Origin of the sequence: Flavobacterium anhuiense, from assembly GCF_004151235.1 — a bacterium.
Lineage (GTDB): Bacteria > Bacteroidota > Bacteroidia > Flavobacteriales > Flavobacteriaceae > Flavobacterium > Flavobacterium anhuiense_A.
In genome coordinates this window covers 481,685-501,947 of sequence record NZ_JUIV01000001.1, presented here as the reverse complement: position 1 = coordinate 501,947, position 20,263 = coordinate 481,685, and the positions used below count along the sequence as shown (strand labels likewise).

At 33.5% G+C, this 20,263-nt stretch carries 21 protein-coding genes; all 21 read left to right on the top strand.

Annotated elements, in window-relative coordinates; genetic code table 11:
- Positions 1 to 16 precede the first annotated feature (16 nt).
- The 21 genes from NU08_RS02130 (at position 17) to NU08_RS02030 (ending at position 20,170) form a co-directional block, all read left to right on the top strand.
- Positions 17 to 1,594, top strand: a complete 1,578-nt coding sequence (locus NU08_RS02130; protein WP_129745642.1) for a histidine kinase — start codon at positions 17 to 19, stop codon at positions 1,592 to 1,594.
- 86 nt (positions 1,595 to 1,680) lie between these two features.
- Positions 1,681 to 4,278, top strand: a complete 2,598-nt coding sequence (locus tag NU08_RS02125) for a zinc-dependent metalloprotease (RefSeq protein ID WP_129745641.1) — start codon at positions 1,681 to 1,683, stop codon at positions 4,276 to 4,278.
- 16 nt (positions 4,279 to 4,294) lie between these two features.
- Complete coding sequence (locus NU08_RS02120; protein ID WP_129745640.1) at positions 4,295 to 7,633, top strand: SusC/RagA family TonB-linked outer membrane protein; 3,339 nt, start codon at positions 4,295 to 4,297, stop codon at positions 7,631 to 7,633.
- A gap of 11 nt (positions 7,634 to 7,644) precedes the next feature.
- Positions 7,645 to 8,964 (top strand): RagB/SusD family nutrient uptake outer membrane protein, encoded by a 1,320-nt coding sequence (locus NU08_RS02115; RefSeq protein ID WP_129745639.1) that lies wholly within the window; start codon positions 7,645 to 7,647, stop codon positions 8,962 to 8,964.
- A 138-nt stretch (positions 8,965 to 9,102) separates the two neighbouring features.
- The gene (locus NU08_RS02110; protein WP_129745638.1) at positions 9,103 to 9,867 is read left to right on the top strand and encodes a LytR/AlgR family response regulator transcription factor; all 765 of its coding nucleotides are present in this window, start codon (positions 9,103 to 9,105) and stop codon (positions 9,865 to 9,867) included.
- Positions 9,868 to 10,092: 225 nt separating this feature from the next.
- On the top strand, positions 10,093 to 10,677 hold the full coding sequence (locus NU08_RS02105) for an NUMOD4 domain-containing protein (protein ID WP_129745637.1): 585 nt from the start codon (positions 10,093 to 10,095) through the stop codon (positions 10,675 to 10,677).
- Positions 10,678 to 11,213: 536 nt separating this feature from the next.
- The gene (gene lpdA / locus NU08_RS02100) at positions 11,214 to 12,602 is read left to right on the top strand and encodes a dihydrolipoyl dehydrogenase (protein ID WP_129745636.1); all 1,389 of its coding nucleotides are present in this window, start codon (positions 11,214 to 11,216) and stop codon (positions 12,600 to 12,602) included.
- Positions 12,603 to 12,766: 164 nt separating this feature from the next.
- Entirely contained in the window at positions 12,767 to 13,516 is a 750-nt protein-coding gene (locus NU08_RS02095) for a DUF2314 domain-containing protein (RefSeq protein WP_129745635.1), read from the top strand.
- 152 nt (positions 13,517 to 13,668) lie between these two features.
- A complete protein-coding gene (locus NU08_RS02090; RefSeq protein ID WP_129745634.1) occupies positions 13,669 to 14,175 on the top strand; it encodes a TPM domain-containing protein in 507 nt (168 codons plus the stop codon).
- A 94-nt stretch (positions 14,176 to 14,269) separates the two neighbouring features.
- Positions 14,270 to 14,704: a GNAT family N-acetyltransferase gene (locus tag NU08_RS02085; protein WP_129745633.1), complete on the top strand. Its 435-nt coding sequence runs from the start codon at positions 14,270 to 14,272 to the stop codon at positions 14,702 to 14,704.
- A 17-nt stretch (positions 14,705 to 14,721) separates the two neighbouring features.
- Complete coding sequence (locus NU08_RS02080; protein ID WP_129745632.1) at positions 14,722 to 15,120, top strand: DUF1801 domain-containing protein; 399 nt, start codon at positions 14,722 to 14,724, stop codon at positions 15,118 to 15,120.
- Positions 15,121 to 15,132: 12 nt separating this feature from the next.
- Positions 15,133 to 15,864, top strand: a complete 732-nt coding sequence (locus tag NU08_RS02075) for a DUF2625 domain-containing protein (protein ID WP_207214053.1) — start codon at positions 15,133 to 15,135, stop codon at positions 15,862 to 15,864.
- Positions 15,865 to 15,973: 109 nt separating this feature from the next.
- A complete protein-coding gene (locus NU08_RS02070; protein ID WP_129745630.1) occupies positions 15,974 to 16,357 on the top strand; it encodes a YdeI/OmpD-associated family protein in 384 nt (127 codons plus the stop codon).
- 204 nt (positions 16,358 to 16,561) lie between these two features.
- Positions 16,562 to 17,104 (top strand): DUF2975 domain-containing protein, encoded by a 543-nt coding sequence (locus NU08_RS02065; protein WP_129745629.1) that lies wholly within the window; start codon positions 16,562 to 16,564, stop codon positions 17,102 to 17,104.
- A gap of 10 nt (positions 17,105 to 17,114) precedes the next feature.
- A complete protein-coding gene (locus NU08_RS02060; protein WP_008468622.1) occupies positions 17,115 to 17,321 on the top strand; it encodes a helix-turn-helix domain-containing protein in 207 nt (68 codons plus the stop codon).
- Positions 17,322 to 17,399: 78 nt separating this feature from the next.
- Positions 17,400 to 17,993, top strand: coding sequence for an NAD(P)H-dependent oxidoreductase (locus NU08_RS02055; protein WP_129745628.1), 594 nt, complete (start codon positions 17,400 to 17,402; stop codon positions 17,991 to 17,993).
- Between the two features lie 23 nt (positions 17,994 to 18,016).
- Positions 18,017 to 18,460, top strand: coding sequence for a hypothetical protein (locus NU08_RS02050; RefSeq protein ID WP_129745627.1), 444 nt, complete (start codon positions 18,017 to 18,019; stop codon positions 18,458 to 18,460).
- A 101-nt stretch (positions 18,461 to 18,561) separates the two neighbouring features.
- On the top strand, positions 18,562 to 19,050 hold the full coding sequence (locus tag NU08_RS02045) for an SRPBCC family protein (protein ID WP_129745626.1): 489 nt from the start codon (positions 18,562 to 18,564) through the stop codon (positions 19,048 to 19,050).
- Between the two features lie 35 nt (positions 19,051 to 19,085).
- The gene (locus tag NU08_RS02040; protein WP_129745625.1) at positions 19,086 to 19,502 is read left to right on the top strand and encodes a hypothetical protein; all 417 of its coding nucleotides are present in this window, start codon (positions 19,086 to 19,088) and stop codon (positions 19,500 to 19,502) included.
- A gap of 7 nt (positions 19,503 to 19,509) precedes the next feature.
- Positions 19,510 to 19,722, top strand: a complete 213-nt coding sequence (locus tag NU08_RS02035; protein WP_129745624.1) for an ArsR family transcriptional regulator — start codon at positions 19,510 to 19,512, stop codon at positions 19,720 to 19,722.
- 79 nt (positions 19,723 to 19,801) lie between these two features.
- Positions 19,802 to 20,170, top strand: a complete 369-nt coding sequence (locus NU08_RS02030; RefSeq protein ID WP_129745623.1) for a nuclear transport factor 2 family protein — start codon at positions 19,802 to 19,804, stop codon at positions 20,168 to 20,170.
- Positions 20,171 to 20,263: the final 93 nt, after the last annotated feature.

The following is a 20,263-nucleotide window of genomic DNA, read 5'->3' as shown; positions in this document are numbered from 1 at the left end:
GTCATGATGTCGCTTTTTGAAATTTAGATTAAAAAATATTACTTCTAGACGTGCTTTTTTAATATACGTTATTGTTTCGATTCTGATTACGGTTTCGTCGGTTTATATCCTGAGCAATTTGATTACAGATTTAACCGAAAAATCGAATGATGATGTAGCGACACGTAACTTCTTTAAAAAACAGGAATTCATGTCCGAAGAGTTTTCGAAGTTCTTGGAACAGGAAAAAAAAATTGAGCAGGTTTTAAAAATAAGCAATCCAAGAAACCTTGACAATAATTTACAGCTTCTTTCGGCACTTCAGACCAATAATAAACTGATTGCAAACAATTGGTTTCAGATTAATGATAATGCTATTCAATATGGAAATCCTTCCGTTTCGAGCGAAATTAAAAATAATGTCCAGGCTTTTCTTCTTCAAAACAAAAACATCAAACATCTCAGCGTAATTCTTCCGCAAGGAAACGAATGGGTTTGGCGTATTTATTTCAAATTGGTTTCAGAAAATAAAACCGTTGTAAAATATGGTTATGATATTAATCTTAGATTGCTTCATAGTTATATTTCTAAAATAGACAAAACCAAAACGGCCACTAATTACGCCTTTGTTTTTGATAAAAAAGGAACCTGCATTTACCATCCGGAAATTGCTTTTCTGGGAAAAAATATTTTTAAGATTTCGTCTTTCAACCCATCTGACACCATTTATAGCAAGAAACAAGATTTTGCAAAAAGAACAACTCTATCTGAATTCCTGCAATTGGATGTTATTCGTTTTACCAAAAAACTAGATATCAAAAACTCAAACTGGTTTGTCTGTGTTAATGTTCCAAAAATGGTTGCAGATGAAAATGTAGCTTTGGTTAAAAGATATTCAACTTCGATCTATTCGATTACCACAATAATGCTTCTTTTGATTTTTTATCTTTTCTCTTATGCCAACAGACGTGCTTACAGAGAAAAAGGAATTGTCATAAAAGAGAAAAATAAACTCTTGGTTGAGAATGAAAAAATCATCAAAGAAAAAGCTCTTATTCAGCTACAGCAACTGAAAGAGCAGATAAATCCGCACTTTCTATTTAATTCGCTCAATTCGCTTTATATGTTAATTGGAAGCGATATTAAAGTTGCGCAGAAATTTACTTTAAACCTATCTCGCATTTATCGTTATTTAATTGATCCGCCAGAAAAGAACATTGTTCTTTTGAAGGACGAATTATTATTTATCCAAAAATATATCTTTTTACAGCAGACCCGTTTTAAGGAAGAATTATTCTTTTCTATCGAAATTGAAAACGAAGCTGCATTAAACAAACACATCCCCTATCTTGCTTTTCAGATTGTGGTCGAAAATGCTATTAAGCATAACAGAGCCACTCAGGAAAGTCCACTTACTACAAAAATCCTGATTAAAGAAGATCAGGTAATTATCAGCAATACGCTTCAAAAGAAATTGACTGCTGAACCAAGCACTAAATTTGGGTTAAATTACCTAAAGAGTATTTACAATTATTATCTAAAAACAGAATTTAAGACATCAGAAAAAGATGGCTATTTTGTTTGTATTCTTCCATTAATATCCATTCACTCCTAAAAAAAAGCCACTCACTCCTTTTTGTTTTTTTTCTGAACTAAAATAAAATAGTTTCGGATCGAAAATTAACCTAAACTTAACATCTGATGAAGGAAAAATCATTCCTGCATAATTTGATATTATTTTGCATATCCTTATTACTATTATCGTCACTTACTGTTCATTCTCAAAAAAAGAAGAAAGACAAAAAAGAGGCTGCAACTGAAATTAAAAAAGATTCTACCGATTCTAAAAAAGGTAAAAAATACGATGACCTTATCAAAAAAGGTTCTGTCAAAAAAGGACTGTTTAATGTTATTCAAGTTAAAACCGATGTTTATTTTGAAATTCAAGACAGTTTGTTCCAAAGAGAATTTTTAGTTGTAAACAAATTATCTCAAGTTCCTTTTCAAGTAAATGAAGCCGGTTTAAACAAAGGAATGAATTATGAAAACAAAGTCATTAGTTTTTATAAAGATACAATTGCAAAGAAAGTTTGGGTAAAATCGTATGTCCCTAAGGTTTCTTCACCAAAAGAAGATGCGATTACACAGTCGGTTCAAAATAATTTTGCAGAATCTATTATTGAAGTTTTTGATATTGAGACCAAAAACAACGATTCGACTTCTGTTGTGATTAAAGTAAATAAGATTTTTGACGGAAAACAAAAAAGCTTCAATGATGTTTTGAGCAATATTGGGTTTGGCGGTTCTGTAAAATCTGATCTTTCTTATATAGAAGGTGTAAAATCTTTTCCAAAAAATATTGTTGTAAAGTCGCAACTGACTACTTCTGTAAGTGAAGGCGGACCAGCATTATCAGTAACGCTTGGCGTAACAAGCAATATTGTGTTATTGGATAAAGTGCCAATGAAACCTCGTTTTTCTGATAATAGAATTGGATTCTTTTCTGAAAAACATTGGTATTTCACAGATGCGCAACAGGCAATGGTTGAAAAAGAACTTATTACTCGTTGGAGATTAGAACCAAAAAAAGAAGACGAAGAAAGATATTTAAAAGGTGAATTAGTAGAGCCGAAAAAACCAATCGTTTATTACATCGATCCTTCAACTCCAAAACAATGGAGAAAATACATTATTGATGGAGTACACGATTGGCAGGCAGCTTTTGAAAAAGCGGGTTTCAAAAACGCTATTATCGCAAAAGAACCTACTGATAAAGATTTGGATTTTGATATTGATGATGTACGTTATTCTGTAATTACCTATGCTGCATCTCCAAAATCAAACGCTATGGGACCTTCTGTAGTTGACCCAAGAAGCGGTGAAATTATTGAAGCCGATATTATCTGGTGGCATAATGTAATGACTTCGCTTCAAAGCTGGATGCGTATTCAGACTGGGCCAATTGACCCGAAAGCTAGAGGAAATAAATTTAGTGACGAACATATGGGAGAGGCAATTCGTTTTGTTTCGTCTCACGAAGTAGGTCATACTTTTGGTTTAAAACATAATATGGGTTCTTCTTTTGCTTATGATGTAGAATCATTGCGTTCTAAAGATTTCACAGCAAAAATGGGCGGAACTGCACCATCAATTATGGATTATGCTCGTTACAATTATGTAGCACAACCAGAAGACAACGTAACGGTTATTACTCCGAAAATTGGAGAATATGATAAGTATGCTATTGAATGGGGTTACAGATGGTACTCGCCTAACGACAACGAAACAACAAAACTAAACGCCTTAATTACAAAACATCAAGATGACCCCATTTATTTTTATGGAGAGCAGCAGGAAAATATAATTGACCCGCGTTCACAATCTGAAGATTTAGGAAATGATGCTGTTAAAGCAAGCGAATACGGTTTGAAAAACTTAAAACGTGTTGTAGATAATATTTTAAACTGGACTTACGATAAAGATCAGTCGTATTATGAAACTGGAAAATTATACATTGGAACCATCGGTCAATGGCAAATGTACAACCGACATGTAATGAACAATATTGGCGGTGTTTATTTGAATACAACCGTTCACGGCGACAACAAACAAAGCTACATTCCTGTTCCTGCAGCGATGCAAAAAAGAGCAGCAGATTATCTGGCTAAAAATGTGATTACCATTCCGCAATGGCTATTCTTTAATGACATTTTGAACAAAACAAACCCGCTGAAAGATTCTCCGCTTGGTCCATACGAATATACTCCGTATACACTTTCTAGAGAATTGCAATACAGTATTATGTATGATTTATTCAGCGATGATCGTTTGCTTAGAATGACTGAAAACGAATTATATCAGCGCAACAAAACCAAAGATCTGGTTTTTACCGTAAATGATTTGTTAAAAAAAATGCATCAAAGTGTTTTTGCTGGAACAATTGCTAATAAATCATTATCTATTCTGGAACGTATGACGCAAAAGAATTATGTAGATGTTTTGGTTGTTTCGACTAACAAATTGTTTGAAAAAACAGATGCAAAAAAATTAGTAGACATTCAGCAGACTTTAAATATGCCTCATTTGTGCACCTATTTAGACGATGCTCACATGGTAAGAAATATTAATCAATCTTCTTTAAAAAGAGTTACAGAGGTGACTTCTGATAAAAAAGGAGAACTAAATAAAATCCTTCAATTATTAAAAACTAAAAAAAGTACAGGAGACCAATCTACCCAAAACCATTACCGCGATTTGATCCAACGAATCGAAAAAGCTCTAAATAATACAACCTTTTAATACACAACCCAAAAACATGAAGAAAATTTTACAAGCCTTACTGCTGTTCCTGGCCATCGCAGGATACTCGCAGGAAACCCGAACCATCTCGGGAATTATTCTAGATGAAAATGATCATCAGCCTATTCCTGGAGCTTCAATTTTTGTTGAAAACAATTCTATTGGAAGCAAAACATCACAATCGGGAATTATTCAAAGTGAAAGCATTGGAACTACTACAGATTTTGACGGTAAATTTCAATTAAAAATAGGAAAAAAAGTTACAACTTTGAGAATCACTTTCATGGGATATCAGCCTTATACCCTTGAATTATCTGCTCAAAAAGAATATACAATTAACTTAAAATCTGAGGTCGCAAAACTTCAGGAAATTGTAGTTACGGGATACCAAAAAATTGAAAAGAGAAAGCTGACATCTGCTATTACAAAAGTAGATATGGCCTCGATTCAGCAAGCTGGGGTTTCTAGTATCGACCAATTATTAGTTGGACAAGTTGCCGGAGTTGCGGTTACTACTCCATCAGGAGCGCCAGGAGCTGCTGCAAAAATCAGAATTAGAGGTACGGCTTCTCTAAACGGATCACAAGATCCTTTATGGGTATTAGACGGACTTCCGTTAGAGAACAATGATGTTCCTAAAAATTATGATAAAGATAATATCGACGTATTAAACAACTACTCTATCGCTGGTTTAAATCCAGACGATATTAAAGATATTACGATCTTAAAAGATGCTGCAGCTACAGCTATTTATGGTGCACGTGCTGCAAACGGAGTAATCGTTGTTACTACCAAAAAAGGAAAAAGCGGTAAAATGTCGATTAACTTCAACACAAATACTTTTATTACGCTAAAACCAGAAATGTCGAAATTAAACTTGATGAATTCTAATCAAAAAGTTGATTTTGAACTTGGTTTGGCTAGTCGTGCAGATTTGACATACAGAGACACCGGTGGTGATGTTGCTCGTATCCTGAATGGAGCGAATGAATTAGACGCATACAGAGCCGGTGGATTCTCTTCTTTAACTCCACAAACACAGCAGTCAATCAATAACTTAAGAGGCATCAATACAAATTGGGGTGATTTATTATACCAAACTGCTATCAATACTCAACACGGATTAAGTTTATCTGGAGGTGGAGAAAGATCTGATTACTATTTCTCTTTAGGATATTATGACGAAAAAGGAACAACAATTGGAACGGGACTTAAACGTTACAATTTGACGTTAAAAAACAACTACGACATTACTGATAAATTTAAAGTAGGTGTTGGTATTTTTGGTTCTGAAAACAAAACTACTTCTTACATCTCAGATACAAGTGGTTTTACTAATCCAGCCAATTATTCAAGAAACGTAAATCCGTACTTGACTCCTTATAATCCTGATGGAAGTTATAAATACGACCCGGACATCGCTGGTTATTCTGATCGTTATGTTCCTTTCAATATCATCGAAGAAAGAAACAATACTTCGTACGATTTAAAAACTAGAGCAGTTAAGGCTTTATTAGATGCTGAATATAAAATTACAAAAGATTTAAGAGTAACTAGCCAATTAGGTTTGCAGTTAGACAATAGCTCAAGCGAAAAATTTGCTTCTGCAGACACTTATTTTACAAGAAGAACAAAAGAACAAACACGTTATTACAAAGACGGAAAATTCAATTATTTCCTTCCGAATGGCGGTATTATTCAAAATTCAAACACCGATTTCTTTCAGTATAACCTAAAAACAATGGTTAACTATAGCAAAACCTTAGGTGAAAAACACGAAATTGAAGCAATGGTAGGTAATGAGTTGAGAAGAACTTACACTACAAGTATTGCTACAAAAGGTTTTGGTTTTGACGAAAATACCTTGACAACACAGCAGATTATTTTTCCAAATTCAGACTTTGCAAACAGTCCTGAGTATAGAACATACGTAAAAAGCCAGAACGAAAACGCTTTTGCTTCATTTTATGCAACTGGTTCTTATACGTATGACAGAAAATATAGTTTCTTTGGAAGTGTTAGATACGATGGTTCTGACTTATTTGGTGTAGATCCTAAGTACAAATATTTGCCGCTTTGGTCTGTTTCTGGATCTTGGTTAGTTTCTCAAGAAAACTTCCTTAAAGACAGTAAAGTGATTTCTAATTTAAGACTTCGTTCTTCTTACGGTTTACAAGGTAATATTGATAAAGGAACTTCGCCATACGTAATGGGGAACAACAAAATAACCACTATTTTACCTGGAACAACAGAACCAACAATCGTTGTTACAAGCCCGCCAAACGATAAATTGCGTTGGGAAAAAACACAAAATACCAACTTTGGTTTAGATTTAGGATTATTTAATAACCGTATCAGCATTGTTACAGATGCTTACGGAAGAAAAAGTACCGACTTAATTGGTATGAGATCTTTGCCATTAGAAAATGGTTTTGAGTTTACCAATATGAACTGGGCGCAAGTAAGCAACAAAGGTTATGAAATCGCTATTGCGACAAAAAACATTGATCGCCCAAATTTTAAATGGACAACAAACATAAACTTTGCACACAACAAGAGTAATGTTGACCGTTTAGAAATTCGCGACAACACTTATACACCAAACCAAGAAGGTCATGCTGTAAATGCTGTTTTCGGATTTAAAACAAACGGAATTGATGAAAACGGTTATCCATTATTTGTAAACAAAAAAGGAGAAACTGTAAACGCACAAACTTTCTTTGGTTTATTTGATCCTTATGCTGACTTTTTCCCTGGAGAATTTGCTCAATCAAGTTTAACACCAGCAGAATTCAGAGACTTATTTGTTTATTTAGGAGACAAAGACCCGAAATTTACTGGAGGTATTACCAACACATTCAAAATAAGCAATATTGATTTAACAGTTGCGGCAGCTTTCAATTTAAAACAAACTGTAGTTAAAACGCCTCCTTACAACGGAACACAAGTTGACAGAGGGCAAAACTATACTACAGATATCTTAAATGCTTGGTCGCCAACAAATACATCATCTAATTTGCCAGGAATTACAAGTAAAGATTCTGGAACAGGAGATTCTTATTTAGCTTATTTATGGTTCGCAGGAGCAAATCAAGTGCCTACATACAACTATTTGGATACATGGGTTAGCGAAATGAGCTACATGAGATTAAGCAGTGTGCGTTTAGGTTATACATTCCCTAAAGCCTTCACAGATCAAATTAACATTCAAAGCATCAGATTAAATGTTGAAGCGAGAAACCTATTTGTAGTAGGTTCAGATTTTAAAGGATACTTTGACCCTGAAACATACGGAAACATTTATGCGCAGCCAGTTCCTAGATCATTTACCATGGGACTTAATGTAACTTTCTAATACAATTAAAGATGAAAAAAATCTCAAAATATATATTTCTTTTTGTCGCTTCAATTGCTGTAAGCAGTTGCGATGAATATCTGGATGTTACTCCTATCGGAAAAGTGATTCCAGAAACTTTACCACAATTTCGAGCTGTTTTAACGACAGGCTATTCCATATATCCAGAACATAAAGCATTGACGTCGATGCGTACAGACGAATTGGTTTTAAATGAAGATAGTGACAGAACTGTTTCTTACAGAGACATTCATATCTGGAAGGATGGAAACCCAGATCAGTTTACCAAATTTTTTCCATATGATGAACTATACACTACGATTTTCTATACGAATGTAGTAATCAATGAAGCTTCGAAAAAACTGGATGCTTCTCCTGAAAAAAATCAATTAATTGGAGAAGCTTATGCACTTAGAGCTTTAGCTTATTTTGACTTGGTAAATCTTTTTGGAAAACCATACAATGCGGCAACAGCTGCTTCCGACAAAGCAGTTCCGTTAGCTTTAGAAATCGACTTAGAGCAAGCTTTTGTTCCGCAAACTGTTGAAGTTATCTACAATCAGATTCTTTCAGACACAAATGAAGCCGAAAAATTAATCAATGTAAGTTCTCAAACTAAAGGCATTAACTACCGCTTTTCTAAAGTGGCTTTGTACAGCTTAGAAAGCCGAATTTATCTTTATAGACAAGAATGGCAAAAATCTTTAGATGCTGCCAACAAAGCACTTGCAATAAACAGCAATCTGGTTAATCTAAACTCTACTCCTATTATTCCAACAAAGTTTGATACTGCAGAATCTATTTTAGCTATAGAGCCAGGATATACTACCGACATCATGGAATCTTCTTTTGCATCACCAGAGTTGATTAATGCTTATAGCAAAGCAACAGATTTACGTTTTCCTCTTTACTTTTCAACTAGTGGAAGTCATTACATAATTGAAAAAGGAAGGTTCGATGAAAACAAATGTACAATCAGAACTTCTGAATTGTATTTGACAAAAGCGGAAACATCTGTAAAACTGAACAATATTGCAGATGCTAAAAAAACTGTTTTAAGTTTTGTAAAAAACAGATACTCTGCAACAGGATACACACAGCTTGAAAGTGAAGTAAATGCAATGAATGCAGCAGATTTAGCAAACTTTATTCTAGCAGAAAGACAACGTGAATTTGTTGTTGAAGGTCAGCGTTGGTTTGATTTAAGAAGAACAACTCAAAAAGAGATTGTTCATACCCTAAAAGGAGTAAATTATACTTTAATCCAAAATGATCCGCGTTATACTCTTATTTACCCAGCAAACGCGAGATTGAACAATCCCAATCTATAATTTTACCTAATTGTTTTTTTTAAAGAGGTCTAGTTTTTACAGCTAGGCCTTTTTTTTATAAAATCAATGCAACAAAACGTACTCTTTATTGCGTATAAGAATTCCTGATTTTATCTTTGCACTATAAATATCTGCAAAATGAAAATTGCTATTGTCGAAGACGAACACCTTGCTTCTAGCTATCTAAAATCTATTTTAGAACAGCAGGACGTCTTATCGATTGCAACAATCAGCATTTTAAAATCGGTAAAAGAAGCCGTAGCATTTTTTAGCGAAAACAAAGTCGATCTTGCTTTTATGGACATTCATTTGGGTGACGGAAAAAGTCTAGAAATTTTTGAAAAAGCAGATATCTCCTGCCCTGTTATTTTTGTAACCGCTTACGATTCTTATGCCATTTCGGTTTTCAAACATTTTACAATCGACTATCTTTTAAAACCATTTGAAGAAGAAGAATTATTGGAAGCACTTCAGAAATTCAAAAAAATAAAAGATAGCTTTAACAGTGATTCTACGCTTCAATCTTTAGTGGCAATAGAAAATCCTGAAACCAATAAAATCCAGCGCCATTTTTTGGTAAATCACGGTTATAAGCTGATTTCTATTAACGAAAGTGAAATCACTTACTTTACTGCGACTGGAAAGCATCTTTTTATTCATGTAAAATCAGGAAACAGCTATTTGTACAATAGTACCTTAACAGAAATTATAAACAGTCTTGATCCGTTTCATTTCTTTAAAATAAACCGAAAATATATTGTGACGCGAAACAGTATAAAAGAAGTTGTAAAACACTCCAATCAGAAAGTTGAATTGATTTTAAATGTTCCAGCAGCCGATTCTGATGCAATTTTCATTAGTAAAAAGGAAATTAATAATTTCAAAAACTGGCTAGATCAGTAATTTAACAATTATTTAGCTATAAAATCATGTAAAATCAAAAAGCAAGAAAACTGCATTTTTGATAAATTGTGATTTAAAATCCGACTAAAAACTATCAAAAAGACGTCAAAACGTTAAATTACCGTTATAGAAATCATAAAATTGCCCTTTCACAATCAGCAAGATAGCTGAAATTTTTGGTTTATTATTTATCTTTGAGAATATAGAAATCAAATGTAAAAGACAATGCCACAAAATAGATTTTATCCTGATGAAAAATTCAAAGAAATAGAAATAAATGCCTCATTACAATTAAGATACGCCATTTCTAACAGAGGAAGATTAATAAGTTTTACCGACAATATTGAAAACGGACGCATCTTAAAAGGCGGCTTAAGCGACGGATATCCAACTTTCCGTTTTAAGGTAAAAAAAGACGATAAAATCGTTAATAAATACCTATTTTTATACAAACTAGTCGCTCAATATTTTATCCCTAAAGAATCCGAAGATCAAACGTACGTTCTGCATTTAGATTACAACAGAGCAAACGATGATATAAGCAATCTGCGTTGGGCAACCAAACAAGAGATGATGGCGCATAGTCGTAAAAGCCCTCGCGTTATTCAGGCAAAAAAGAACTTAATAGAACACAATCTCAAAGCAGACGGAAGAAAATTAACCACAACAAAAGTGATGTTAATCAAAAAAATCCTTGCAAGACCTGAACAAAAAACACGTCTTAAAATGATCGCAAAACAATTTGGCGTAAGCGAAATGCAGATCAGAAGAATTGCCAGCGGAGAAAACTGGGGACACGTGAAAATTTAATTATGAATTATGAGTTGTAAAATGAAAAATGTCAACTTAGTTCTAATTTTTAATTGTATCTACGATTGTCAGGCTGAGCGGAGTCGAAGCCCACGCGAAGTCTTTCCATCTGAATAAAAAATTATAAAAGCCACAGATTACACAGATTAACACAGATTTAAAAAAAAATCATTTTAATCCTAATAATCTGTGGCTTATTTATTATGTGCAAAAACAAAACACTGTCAGGCTGAGCGGAGTCGAAGCCTACAAACAAAGCTTTTTGGCTCGTTGAGAGTAACACTCAATAATCATGTAAATTTTTCAGATTTATCGTCAAAATCACAAAAAACACTTCATAATTCACAATTTACAATTCACAATTCATTCGGTTTCTGTGAAAAGACCAAAATCTCTGCCTTTAAAAACAAAATTTCAGGTGTTCATATAAAATAAATCCTTAAATTCGCAATCACAAATAACAAAAGAAGAAATCGAAAGATGAGTTTCGGAAATATAAACTTCATTTTCGATAGTTAATACTAAAAGCAAAAAAAATGAAATACGACGTTATTGTTTTAGGAAGTGGTCCTGGAGGATATGTAACAGCGATTAGAGCTTCACAATTAGGCTTTAAAACAGCTGTAGTAGAAAAAGAAAATCTTGGAGGAGTTTGCCTTAACTGGGGATGTATCCCAACAAAAGCGCTTTTAAAATCTGCTCAAGTTTTTGCTTACCTTAAGCACGCTTCTGACTACGGATTGAAAGTTTCTGAATTTGATAAAGATTTCCCTGCTGTTATTCAACGCAGCCGTGGTGTTGCTGAAGGAATGAGCAAAGGAGTTCAATTCTTAATGAAAAAAAACAAAATTGACGTTATTGAAGGTTTTGGAAAACTAAAACCAGGAAAAAAACTTGACGTTACTGATAAAGACAATAAAGTTACAGAATATAGCGCTGATCACATTATCATCGCAACTGGTGCTCGCTCTCGCGAGTTGCCAAACTTACCTCAAGATGGTGTAAAAGTAATTGGATACCGTCAGGCAATGACATTGCCAACTCAACCAAAATCTATGATTATTGTTGGTTCTGGAGCAATCGGAGTTGAGTTCGCTCACTTCTACAACTCAATGGGAACAGATGTAACTATCGTAGAATTTATGCCAAACGTTGTTCCTGTAGAAGACGAAGATATTTCAAAACAATTTGAGCGTTCTTTGAAAAAATCAGGAATTAAAGTAATGACGAACTCTTCTGTTGAGCGTATCGATACAACTGGAGCTGGAGTTAAAGCATTCGTTAAAACAGCAAAAGGAGAAGAAGTTCTTGAAGCTGATATCGTACTTTCTGCAGTTGGAATCAAAACAAACATTGAAAACATCGGATTAGAAGAAGTTGGTATTGCTGTTGACAGAGATAAAATCTTAGTAAACGCTTACAACGAAACTAATATTCCAGGATATTACGCAATTGGAGACGTTACTCCAGGTCAGGCTTTAGCTCACGTAGCTTCTGCTGAAGGAATCAACTGTGTGGAAAAAATTAAAGGTTTACACGTAGACCCAATCGATTACGGAAACGTTCCTGGTTGTACTTACGCAACTCCAGAAATCGCTTCCGTTGGTTTAACAGAAAAACAAGCAAAAGAAAAAGGTTACGAATTAAAAATTGGTAAATTCCCATTCTCAGCTTCTGGAAAAGCAAAAGCTGCCGGAAATGCTGACGGATTCGTAAAAGTAATTTTCGATGCTAAATACGGAGAATGGTTAGGATGCCACATGATTGGTGCTGGTGTGACAGACATGATTGCTGAAGCAGTTGTAGCTCGTAAACTAGAAACTACAGGTCACGAAATCCTTAAATCTATCCACCCTCACCCAACAATGAGCGAGGCTGTTATGGAAGCTGTAGCTGATGCTTACGGCGAAGTAATTCACTTGTAAAAATATACCGTTTTACGGTTATATATAATTCTCAATTTATAAAATCCGATTTGTGAAAACAGATCGGATTTTTTTTATTATTGAATATAAAAATCATTAAATATCACTTCTTTTAAAGTAATAAAAAGATTACTTTTATCAATCATTTTTAAATGTTCATTTTTATGGAAGAAACAAAAATATTCTACGCCGACGGGGAAAACCCTAAAATGATTGAAGCTTACAAAAGAGCTCAAGAAACGTTTAAATACTTCTGGAGAGAACTTTCTTGGGAATACAGAAGAATAATTCCAGGATTGGACGTTGCATGCGTAAAACTAGCTTTTACACAAGAAATAGACAACGAAACTATCGTAGAACACATGTGGATTAACGACGTAAACTTTGACGGCGAAACTATATACGGAATTTTAGTAAACGATCCGAACGAATTAACGGATGTAAATAACGGAGACGAAATTGCTATTCCGATAAATCAAATCAGTGACTGGTTATTTGCCATTAATGGACACACTTATGGCGCATTTACAATACAGGCTATGCGTTCTGAAATGAACGAAGAAGAAAGAGAATCTCACGATGAAGCTTGGGGATTAGATTTTGGCGATTTTAATGATATTCTGATTGTAAATGAGCAAAAAGAAAAACCTGAAAATCTTATCGAACACCCAATGAGCAAAAACATGAAAGAAAGTCTTATTGAATTCGTTGCCAATAATCCTGAAGAAATATCCAGCCAAGACGAATTAGGATATACTTTTCTGCATCGTGAAACAATTGCAGGAAACCAGACTTCTGTAGAAGTCTTACTCGAATCTGGAGCAGACAAAAATGCAAAAACCCAAACTGGCAAAACTGCTTTTGATTTTGCCAAGGAATTAAAATGGGATCATTTATTGCCTATATTACAATAAAAAAAATAAAATCCGATCTGTTTTCACAAATCGGATTCTTATTTTTAGAAAACCTAATATTTTTCATTTCAAAACCAAAACTATTCTATTTTTCATCTGTTTAAAATAAAGAATATGCTACTTTTGCTGCACCAAATCTAAACTGCCATAGAATGAAAAAATTATTCTTTACGCTGGTACTGTTATCTTCAGTCCTACTATCTGCCCAAACAAAAAATGATACTGATTTTGCTTCTCAATTAAAAAACTCTTTCTCAGGATCTACAGACTGTGTTAATGACTTCGAAAAAATATTGGCACCAGCCGAACTTCAGTCTTTGAATACTACATTAAATGGTTTCGAAAAGAAATATCTTTATAAAATTGTTGTTATCACAACTCCTTCTTACGCACCATTTCAGTCGCTGGAAGAATATACATTGGAATTGGATAAATTTCTGTCAAAAGATCCTCGGTTAGACCCTACTCTTTTAATCATCTTAAGTAAAAAATTAAGGCAAATTCAAGTGATAAGTGTCGATTTTATAAAATACAAGTTAAGCACTGAAGATACACAAAACATAATTGGTACCTATTCTGTTCCCGAACTTAAAAAAGGAAACTATTATAAAGCTTTGGAACTGGCATCAAATGAATTTATGAAAAAGCTTCAACCATAAAATCAACATCCGATTTGCATAAGCAAGTCGGATTTTTTTATTTATCTTGTCTCACCTTAATAAATGTCTTATTCTGGTTAATTTTAAATTATAAATGGCAACTATAATAGAATCTAGAAATATCGATTTGCAGCATTTAAGACAATTATTTCTAGATGAAAGAAAAAGAACATTTACAGAACAAAACTTATCAGAATTTAGATTAGAAGATTTTGACAAGCAAACTCAAGGTGAATATATTCTGGCCGCTCTTATTGATGATATTCCTGTTGGATTTATCTCGATCTGGATGCCTAACAATTTTATCCATCATCTTTACGTTGACACTAAACATCAGGGAAAAAACATTGGCACAGAATTATTAAAAGCTTGCATAAAGAAGACAGTGTTTCCAATTACTTTAAAATGCCTTATAAGCAATAGCAAAGCCATTGAATTTTACATCAAAAAAGGATTTACAGAAAAATCGAGAGGGCATTCAAGCAACGGAACTTATATTTTATTTGAACTAACAAAAGAGATAGAATAACCTAAAATGCTAAAGATATGAACCAGATTCAGGATTACAACGATTCTCAAACGGCAGAAAACAAAGAAATCTGCGATCTTCTTTATAGAATTATACATAAAAACTTAGCTGAAGCCGAAAACAAAATCTGGCATGCCCATCCTGTTTGGTTTCTAGACGGAAACCCAATTGTAGGTTACAGCAAATTAAAAGATTCCATAAGACTGCTATTCTGGAGCGGACAATCTTTTGAAGAAGAAAAACTCCAAAACGAAGGTTCGTTTAAAGCAGCCGAAATGCGCTATACAAACGCCAGCCAGATAAATGAAGAAGACCTAAAACGCTGGCTACAAAAAAGCAAAGAAATTCAATGGGATTACAAAAACATTGTAAAACGCAAAGGAGTTCTAATTCGACTATTAACCAAACCCTATTAATATAAAAACCAAATGAAATTTTTCCCTCTATTCGCCTTGACTTTTTTAACCTCATTAACCTTTTCACAAACAAAAATGCGACCTGTAAACGAACTTATCGATCAAAATGATTCTGGATGGAAATTAATAAAAGAATGGACCGCTTCTGCTAAAAATAAAGTTGAAATTCTTCCCGCAGATCCGCAAAAAGCAAAAGACGCTTTGTATCACACGCAAGTAACAACCGCTTCGCCAATGGGCGCTATAGTGTATAAAACTGGAGGAATTTTAATCGACAACGGCTGGATTAGAATTTTAGGTTCTGGAAACGCAAAATTAAATCGCAGTCTTCCCGATTGGAACAAAGGAAAATCTTTTAAAGAATTTGGAGAAACGCCTTCCTATCTTTTAATTGCCGACGATGCCCTAGGTGGTTTTTATTTGCTAAACGGAGGTGCATTTGGAACAGATCTAGGAAAAATATATTATTTTGCTCCAGATAATTTAGAATATGAACCACTAGATATTACTTATTCGCAATTTTTAGAATTCTGTTTTAATAATAATCTCGACAAATATTACGAAGGCAGCCGATGGGAAGATTGGAAAAAAGAAGTGATTGCTTTACAAGGCGATCAGGTTTTCAATTTTTATCCATTTCTATGGTCAGAAGAAGGAAGTGATATCAATAAAGTACAAAGAAAAATTATCCCTGTTGAAGAGCAATACAATCTCAATTTAGATTTAAGAAAACAGCTCCAATAATAAACTAAAACACATAACGTATTATTTTTCAAAACTTTATTTTTAATTTTATTACTGACATACTGTTGTCATAACCGCATTTTACTTTTATAAAATAAAAATAAAAAAGATGGAAACTAAAGACGGGAAATTGGCTGTTTATGCTCCAACGAGACAGGATTGGCGCAACTGGCTTGAAGCAAATAGCCAAACAGAAAAATCGGTTTGGCTAATCTTGTATCATAAAAAAAGTAAAACGCAAAGTGTAAATCTAATCGAAGCTACCGAAGAAGCGCTTTGTTTTGGATGGATTGACAGCCTCTGCAAAAAACGAGACGGCGAAAGCTATTACCTTACTTTCTCTCACCGAAATCCCAAAACGAGCAAATGGAGCAAACCTAATATCGAAAGAGCAGAACGTATGATTCAGCAAAATTTAATGACTGAACATGGTCAGAAATTAATCGATATTGCAAAAGAAAAAGGAAAATGGATTATTGACGATTCAGAATAGACTGTTTTGAAAAAGGCATGTATTCTAAATATAAAAACATTTTAAGAGGCGAAAGGAAAATGCTTCCTTACAAAGATTATAAAAGAAGAAAACACAGCTCCAGCATATTTAATGTTGGAGCTTTTTTTTGATAAAAACCATTTATTTATTGTTTATCAATAAATTTTTATTATTTTAGCAGCATAACTTTTAATCTTGAATAACATGGAAATTAAAATTGGAACACCACAGATTCTAAAAATCCTGAACATCTTATCATGGATTATTTTTGTTGGCTTATGTGTAGAAGCTGGTATGTATCTTTTTAATGGAATTTACACTATGACTATAAATTCCTATAATGCCCGCTTCCTTGATTTACTCGATTTGTACAAAAGCAGTCCTAGTTTTTACATTCAAGAAATGTGCTTTATCAGTATTGTAGCCATATTAAAAGCGATTATGTTTTATCTGATTGTAAAAATGCTTCATGACAAAAAATTAAATATAGAACAGCCTTTTACTCCAGAAACAGGGCGCTTTATATCTTATCTTTCTTATCTTGCCTTCGGAATTGGATTGTTTTCTTTTTGGGCTTTCAAATTCAATAATTGGCTAATTCTAAAAGGTGTTAAACTTCCTTCTTTAGAATCTCTTAATCTCGAAGGACATAGCATTTGGATCTTTATGGCAATTGTAATGTTTGTTGTCGGACAGATTTTTAAAAGAGGAATCGAAATTCAATCTGAAATAGACTTAACCATTTAAACAAAAAATTATGCCCATTATAGTAAATTTAGACGTCATGATGGCAAAGAGAAAAATGTCATTAAATGAGCTTTCAGAAAAAGTAGACTTAACATTATCAAACCTTTCCATCTTAAAAACGGGCAAAGCAAAAGCAATCCGTTTCAGCACACTCGAAGCAATCTGTAAAGTTTTGGATTGTCAGCCTGGCGATATTTTAGAATTCTCCGAAGATTAATTTTGTTTTGATTTAATTTGTATTTTCGTACAAATAAGATATGATTTTTAAATAGTTGAAAATCTAAAAAAATCTAAAATGAATATTCTAATCGTTTACGCGCATCCGAGCAAAAAATCGTACACTTTTCAGGTCTTGGAAAGGTTAAAAATAGCTTTAGGCAGTGAAAATTGGAATGTAGAAATCTCAGATTTATACGCATCAAATTTCATTAGCGATATGTCTGAAGCAGAATACGAGCGTGAAGGGTTTGCCAAAACACAGCTTCCGATTCCAGCAGATGTTTTAGCAGAACAGGAAAAAATAGAAAAAGCAGATTGCATTATTTTCCTTTATCCAGTTTGGTGGAGCGATTGTCCTGCAAAGCTGAAAGGCTGGTTTGACCGTGTTTATTCTGTTGGATATGCATACGGCCAAAATGAAACTTCAAGAAAAATGAAAACCATTCCGTATGGACTTGTAATCTGTACTGCGGGTCATCCGAATGACTTTTTACAAGAAATAGAAATCGCACAAAGCATGGAGAAAATTATGCTGGATGACAGACTTGGAAAACGTTTCACAAATAAAGAAATGATTATTTTGGGAGGAACTTTAGAACTCGAAAATGTAATGGCACATCATTTTGAGCTGATTAATAAAATTCCAGAAAAAATCAAACTAACACAATAATTTTCAAATATTTACTAATAAAAATGACACCAGAAAGCAATTTAGAAAAATCAGTTTTTGAAGAAATTCCAACCGAAAAAATATACTCAGAAAAAGCAATAAGAATAGGAACATTTTTTGCTGGTCCGCTAGTTGCTGGTTATTGCATAGCGGAAAATTTTAAAGCGTTTAACGACTTTGAAAAAGCAAAAAACACATGGATTATTACAGCCCTGTCAATGATTGCAATTATTGGGCTTATTTTTATTATTCCCGAAAACTTTCCAAGCATTCTTTTTCCAGTTCTTTATTCAGTTGTTGCTTCTTATTTCTTGAAAAAATTTCAGGAACAGGACATTCAGAAACATATTCAAAATGGAGGTGAAACTTTCGGCGGATGGCGAGTTACCTTGATTGGTTTATTAAGCATTATTGTTTTTTTCGGGATCATAATGAGCATTATCTTATTAACCGAAAATGCTGGATAATTTTTCTGTCCGAAATACACCTCAAAATTGTCTTTTAAGCACCTTAATCAATTGATTTTTAGATTGTAATTTTACCTTACTAATTTAAAATCCAATCAATTATGAGCGCTCAAGATTTTACCACAACAATAATTGTCAATCAATCACCCGAAGAAGTTTTTAAAGCCATACAAAACGTTAAAGGCTGGTGGTCAGAAGAAATTGAAGGAAAAACAGCAAACCAAGGCGACGAATTCAAATATCATTACGAAGATGTTCATCGCTGTAAAATAAAATTGACAGAAGTCATTCAGAATCAGAAAATTGTCTGGCTAATTGAGGAAAACTATTTTAGTTTTACGAAAGACGACACAGAATGGACCAATACTAAAGCTGTTTTTGAAATTTCGAAAGAAAATAATAAAACAAAACTCACTTTTACACATGTTGGTCTGGTTCCAGAATATGAATGTTTTGATGTCTGCAAAGCTGGCTGGAGCAACTATATTGAGAATAGTTTAAAAAAACTTATAGAAACTGGAAAAGGGCAGCCCAATGCAACTGGAAAACCTCAAATAGAAACAGAAAGGGCTTTATCATCAAAAGAATAAATTTCTTAAATTCGTTACAATAAAAAACGAAAATTATGAACCCAATTTTTATAAATACTTTGGCCGTAATTGCAGGTCTTGTCATCGGAAGCATTGTCAACATGAGTATCATTTTAATAAGCGGTTCTATAATTCCGCCTCCAAATGGTGCCGATGTTACCACTACAGAAGGTCTACAGGCTACAATGCATTTATTTGAGCCAAAGCATTTTCTATTTCCATTTTTGGCCCACGCCATCGGAACTTTTGCTGGAGCACTTACAACTGCATTATCTGCTGCTTCTCACAAAACAAAATTAGCTTTTGTCATTGGAGCTTTCTTTTTATTTGGCGGCATCACAATGGTTTTTACACTTCCATCCCCAATTTGGTTCAGCATTGTCGATTTAGTTTTTGCTTACCTTCCAATTGCTTATCTGGCTTCTAAAATTGCTGTAAAAAAGAAAATATAAAGGAAAAATGGAAACCAAGAATACTATAAAACCAGCCAAAAAATGCTACAGTCATATTGGCGGCAAACTAGGCGAATTGCTTTTCGAAACATTCGCAGACAAAAAATGGATTGCCAAAAATGATGTTTCAGACAAACATTTTTATATTACCGAATTGGGAGAAAAAGAGTTTGCCAAACTAGGCATAGACCTTAGTAAAATAAAATCGGAAGACATTTAATTTTATAATTTTTAGATTCTTTTCTGCAAAATTTGTAGCGCTTAATTTCATATCTTAGTTTACTTTTAAATCCTGAATCATGACTAAGAAAGAAATCGCTAAAAACTTCCTGAAACTGGCAGCTAAAGGACATTCTCATGAAGGTTTTCGATTATATGTCGGAGAGAATTTCAAACATCATAACGCCTACTTCAAAGGTGACGCAGAAACATTGATGCTTGCTATGGAAGAGTCTGCCAGAACAAACCCAAATAAAGTTTTTAAAATCCATCATATTTTAGAAGACGGAAATTTGGTTGCCGTGCATTCGCATCTCAAACAGACACCTTCAGATATCGGGTTTGCTGTTGTGCATATTCTCAAATTCGATTCAGATAAAATCATCGAACTTTGGGATTTAGGACAACCTGTACCAAAAGATTCTATTAATCAAAATGGAATGTTTTAGTTAATTGTGAATTATTAATGGTAAATTATTAATTCAAAAACTAAATCTATAAATAACAACTAAACGCATTCACTACATTTCACCATTTACAAT

What these genes read in the sequence shown, in the direction of transcription:
- NU08_RS02125 (WP_129745641.1), top strand. Translation starts at nt 1,681, where the DNA reads ATGAAGGAAAAATCATTCCTGCATAATTTGATATTATTTTGCATATCC.
- NU08_RS02120 (WP_129745640.1), top strand. Translation starts at nt 4,295, where the DNA reads ATGAAGAAAATTTTACAAGCCTTACTGCTGTTCCTGGCCATCGCAGGA.
- NU08_RS02115 (WP_129745639.1), top strand. Translation starts at nt 7,645, where the DNA reads ATGAAAAAAATCTCAAAATATATATTTCTTTTTGTCGCTTCAATTGCT.
- NU08_RS02110 (WP_129745638.1), top strand. Translation starts at nt 9,103, where the DNA reads ATGAAAATTGCTATTGTCGAAGACGAACACCTTGCTTCTAGCTATCTA.
- NU08_RS02105 (WP_129745637.1), top strand. Translation starts at nt 10,093, where the DNA reads ATGCCACAAAATAGATTTTATCCTGATGAAAAATTCAAAGAAATAGAA.
- lpdA (WP_129745636.1), top strand. Translation starts at nt 11,214, where the DNA reads ATGAAATACGACGTTATTGTTTTAGGAAGTGGTCCTGGAGGATATGTA.
- NU08_RS02095 (WP_129745635.1), top strand. Translation starts at nt 12,767, where the DNA reads ATGGAAGAAACAAAAATATTCTACGCCGACGGGGAAAACCCTAAAATG.
- NU08_RS02090 (WP_129745634.1), top strand. Translation starts at nt 13,669, where the DNA reads ATGAAAAAATTATTCTTTACGCTGGTACTGTTATCTTCAGTCCTACTA.
- NU08_RS02085 (WP_129745633.1), top strand. Translation starts at nt 14,270, where the DNA reads ATGGCAACTATAATAGAATCTAGAAATATCGATTTGCAGCATTTAAGA.
- NU08_RS02080 (WP_129745632.1), top strand. Translation starts at nt 14,722, where the DNA reads ATGAACCAGATTCAGGATTACAACGATTCTCAAACGGCAGAAAACAAA.
- NU08_RS02075 (WP_207214053.1), top strand. Translation starts at nt 15,133, where the DNA reads ATGAAATTTTTCCCTCTATTCGCCTTGACTTTTTTAACCTCATTAACC.
- NU08_RS02070 (WP_129745630.1), top strand. Translation starts at nt 15,974, where the DNA reads ATGGAAACTAAAGACGGGAAATTGGCTGTTTATGCTCCAACGAGACAG.
- NU08_RS02065 (WP_129745629.1), top strand. Translation starts at nt 16,562, where the DNA reads ATGGAAATTAAAATTGGAACACCACAGATTCTAAAAATCCTGAACATC.
- NU08_RS02060 (WP_008468622.1), top strand. Translation starts at nt 17,115, where the DNA reads ATGCCCATTATAGTAAATTTAGACGTCATGATGGCAAAGAGAAAAATG.
- NU08_RS02055 (WP_129745628.1), top strand. Translation starts at nt 17,400, where the DNA reads ATGAATATTCTAATCGTTTACGCGCATCCGAGCAAAAAATCGTACACT.
- NU08_RS02050 (WP_129745627.1), top strand. Translation starts at nt 18,017, where the DNA reads ATGACACCAGAAAGCAATTTAGAAAAATCAGTTTTTGAAGAAATTCCA.
- NU08_RS02045 (WP_129745626.1), top strand. Translation starts at nt 18,562, where the DNA reads ATGAGCGCTCAAGATTTTACCACAACAATAATTGTCAATCAATCACCC.
- NU08_RS02040 (WP_129745625.1), top strand. Translation starts at nt 19,086, where the DNA reads ATGAACCCAATTTTTATAAATACTTTGGCCGTAATTGCAGGTCTTGTC.
- NU08_RS02035 (WP_129745624.1), top strand. Translation starts at nt 19,510, where the DNA reads ATGGAAACCAAGAATACTATAAAACCAGCCAAAAAATGCTACAGTCAT.
- NU08_RS02030 (WP_129745623.1), top strand. Translation starts at nt 19,802, where the DNA reads ATGACTAAGAAAGAAATCGCTAAAAACTTCCTGAAACTGGCAGCTAAA.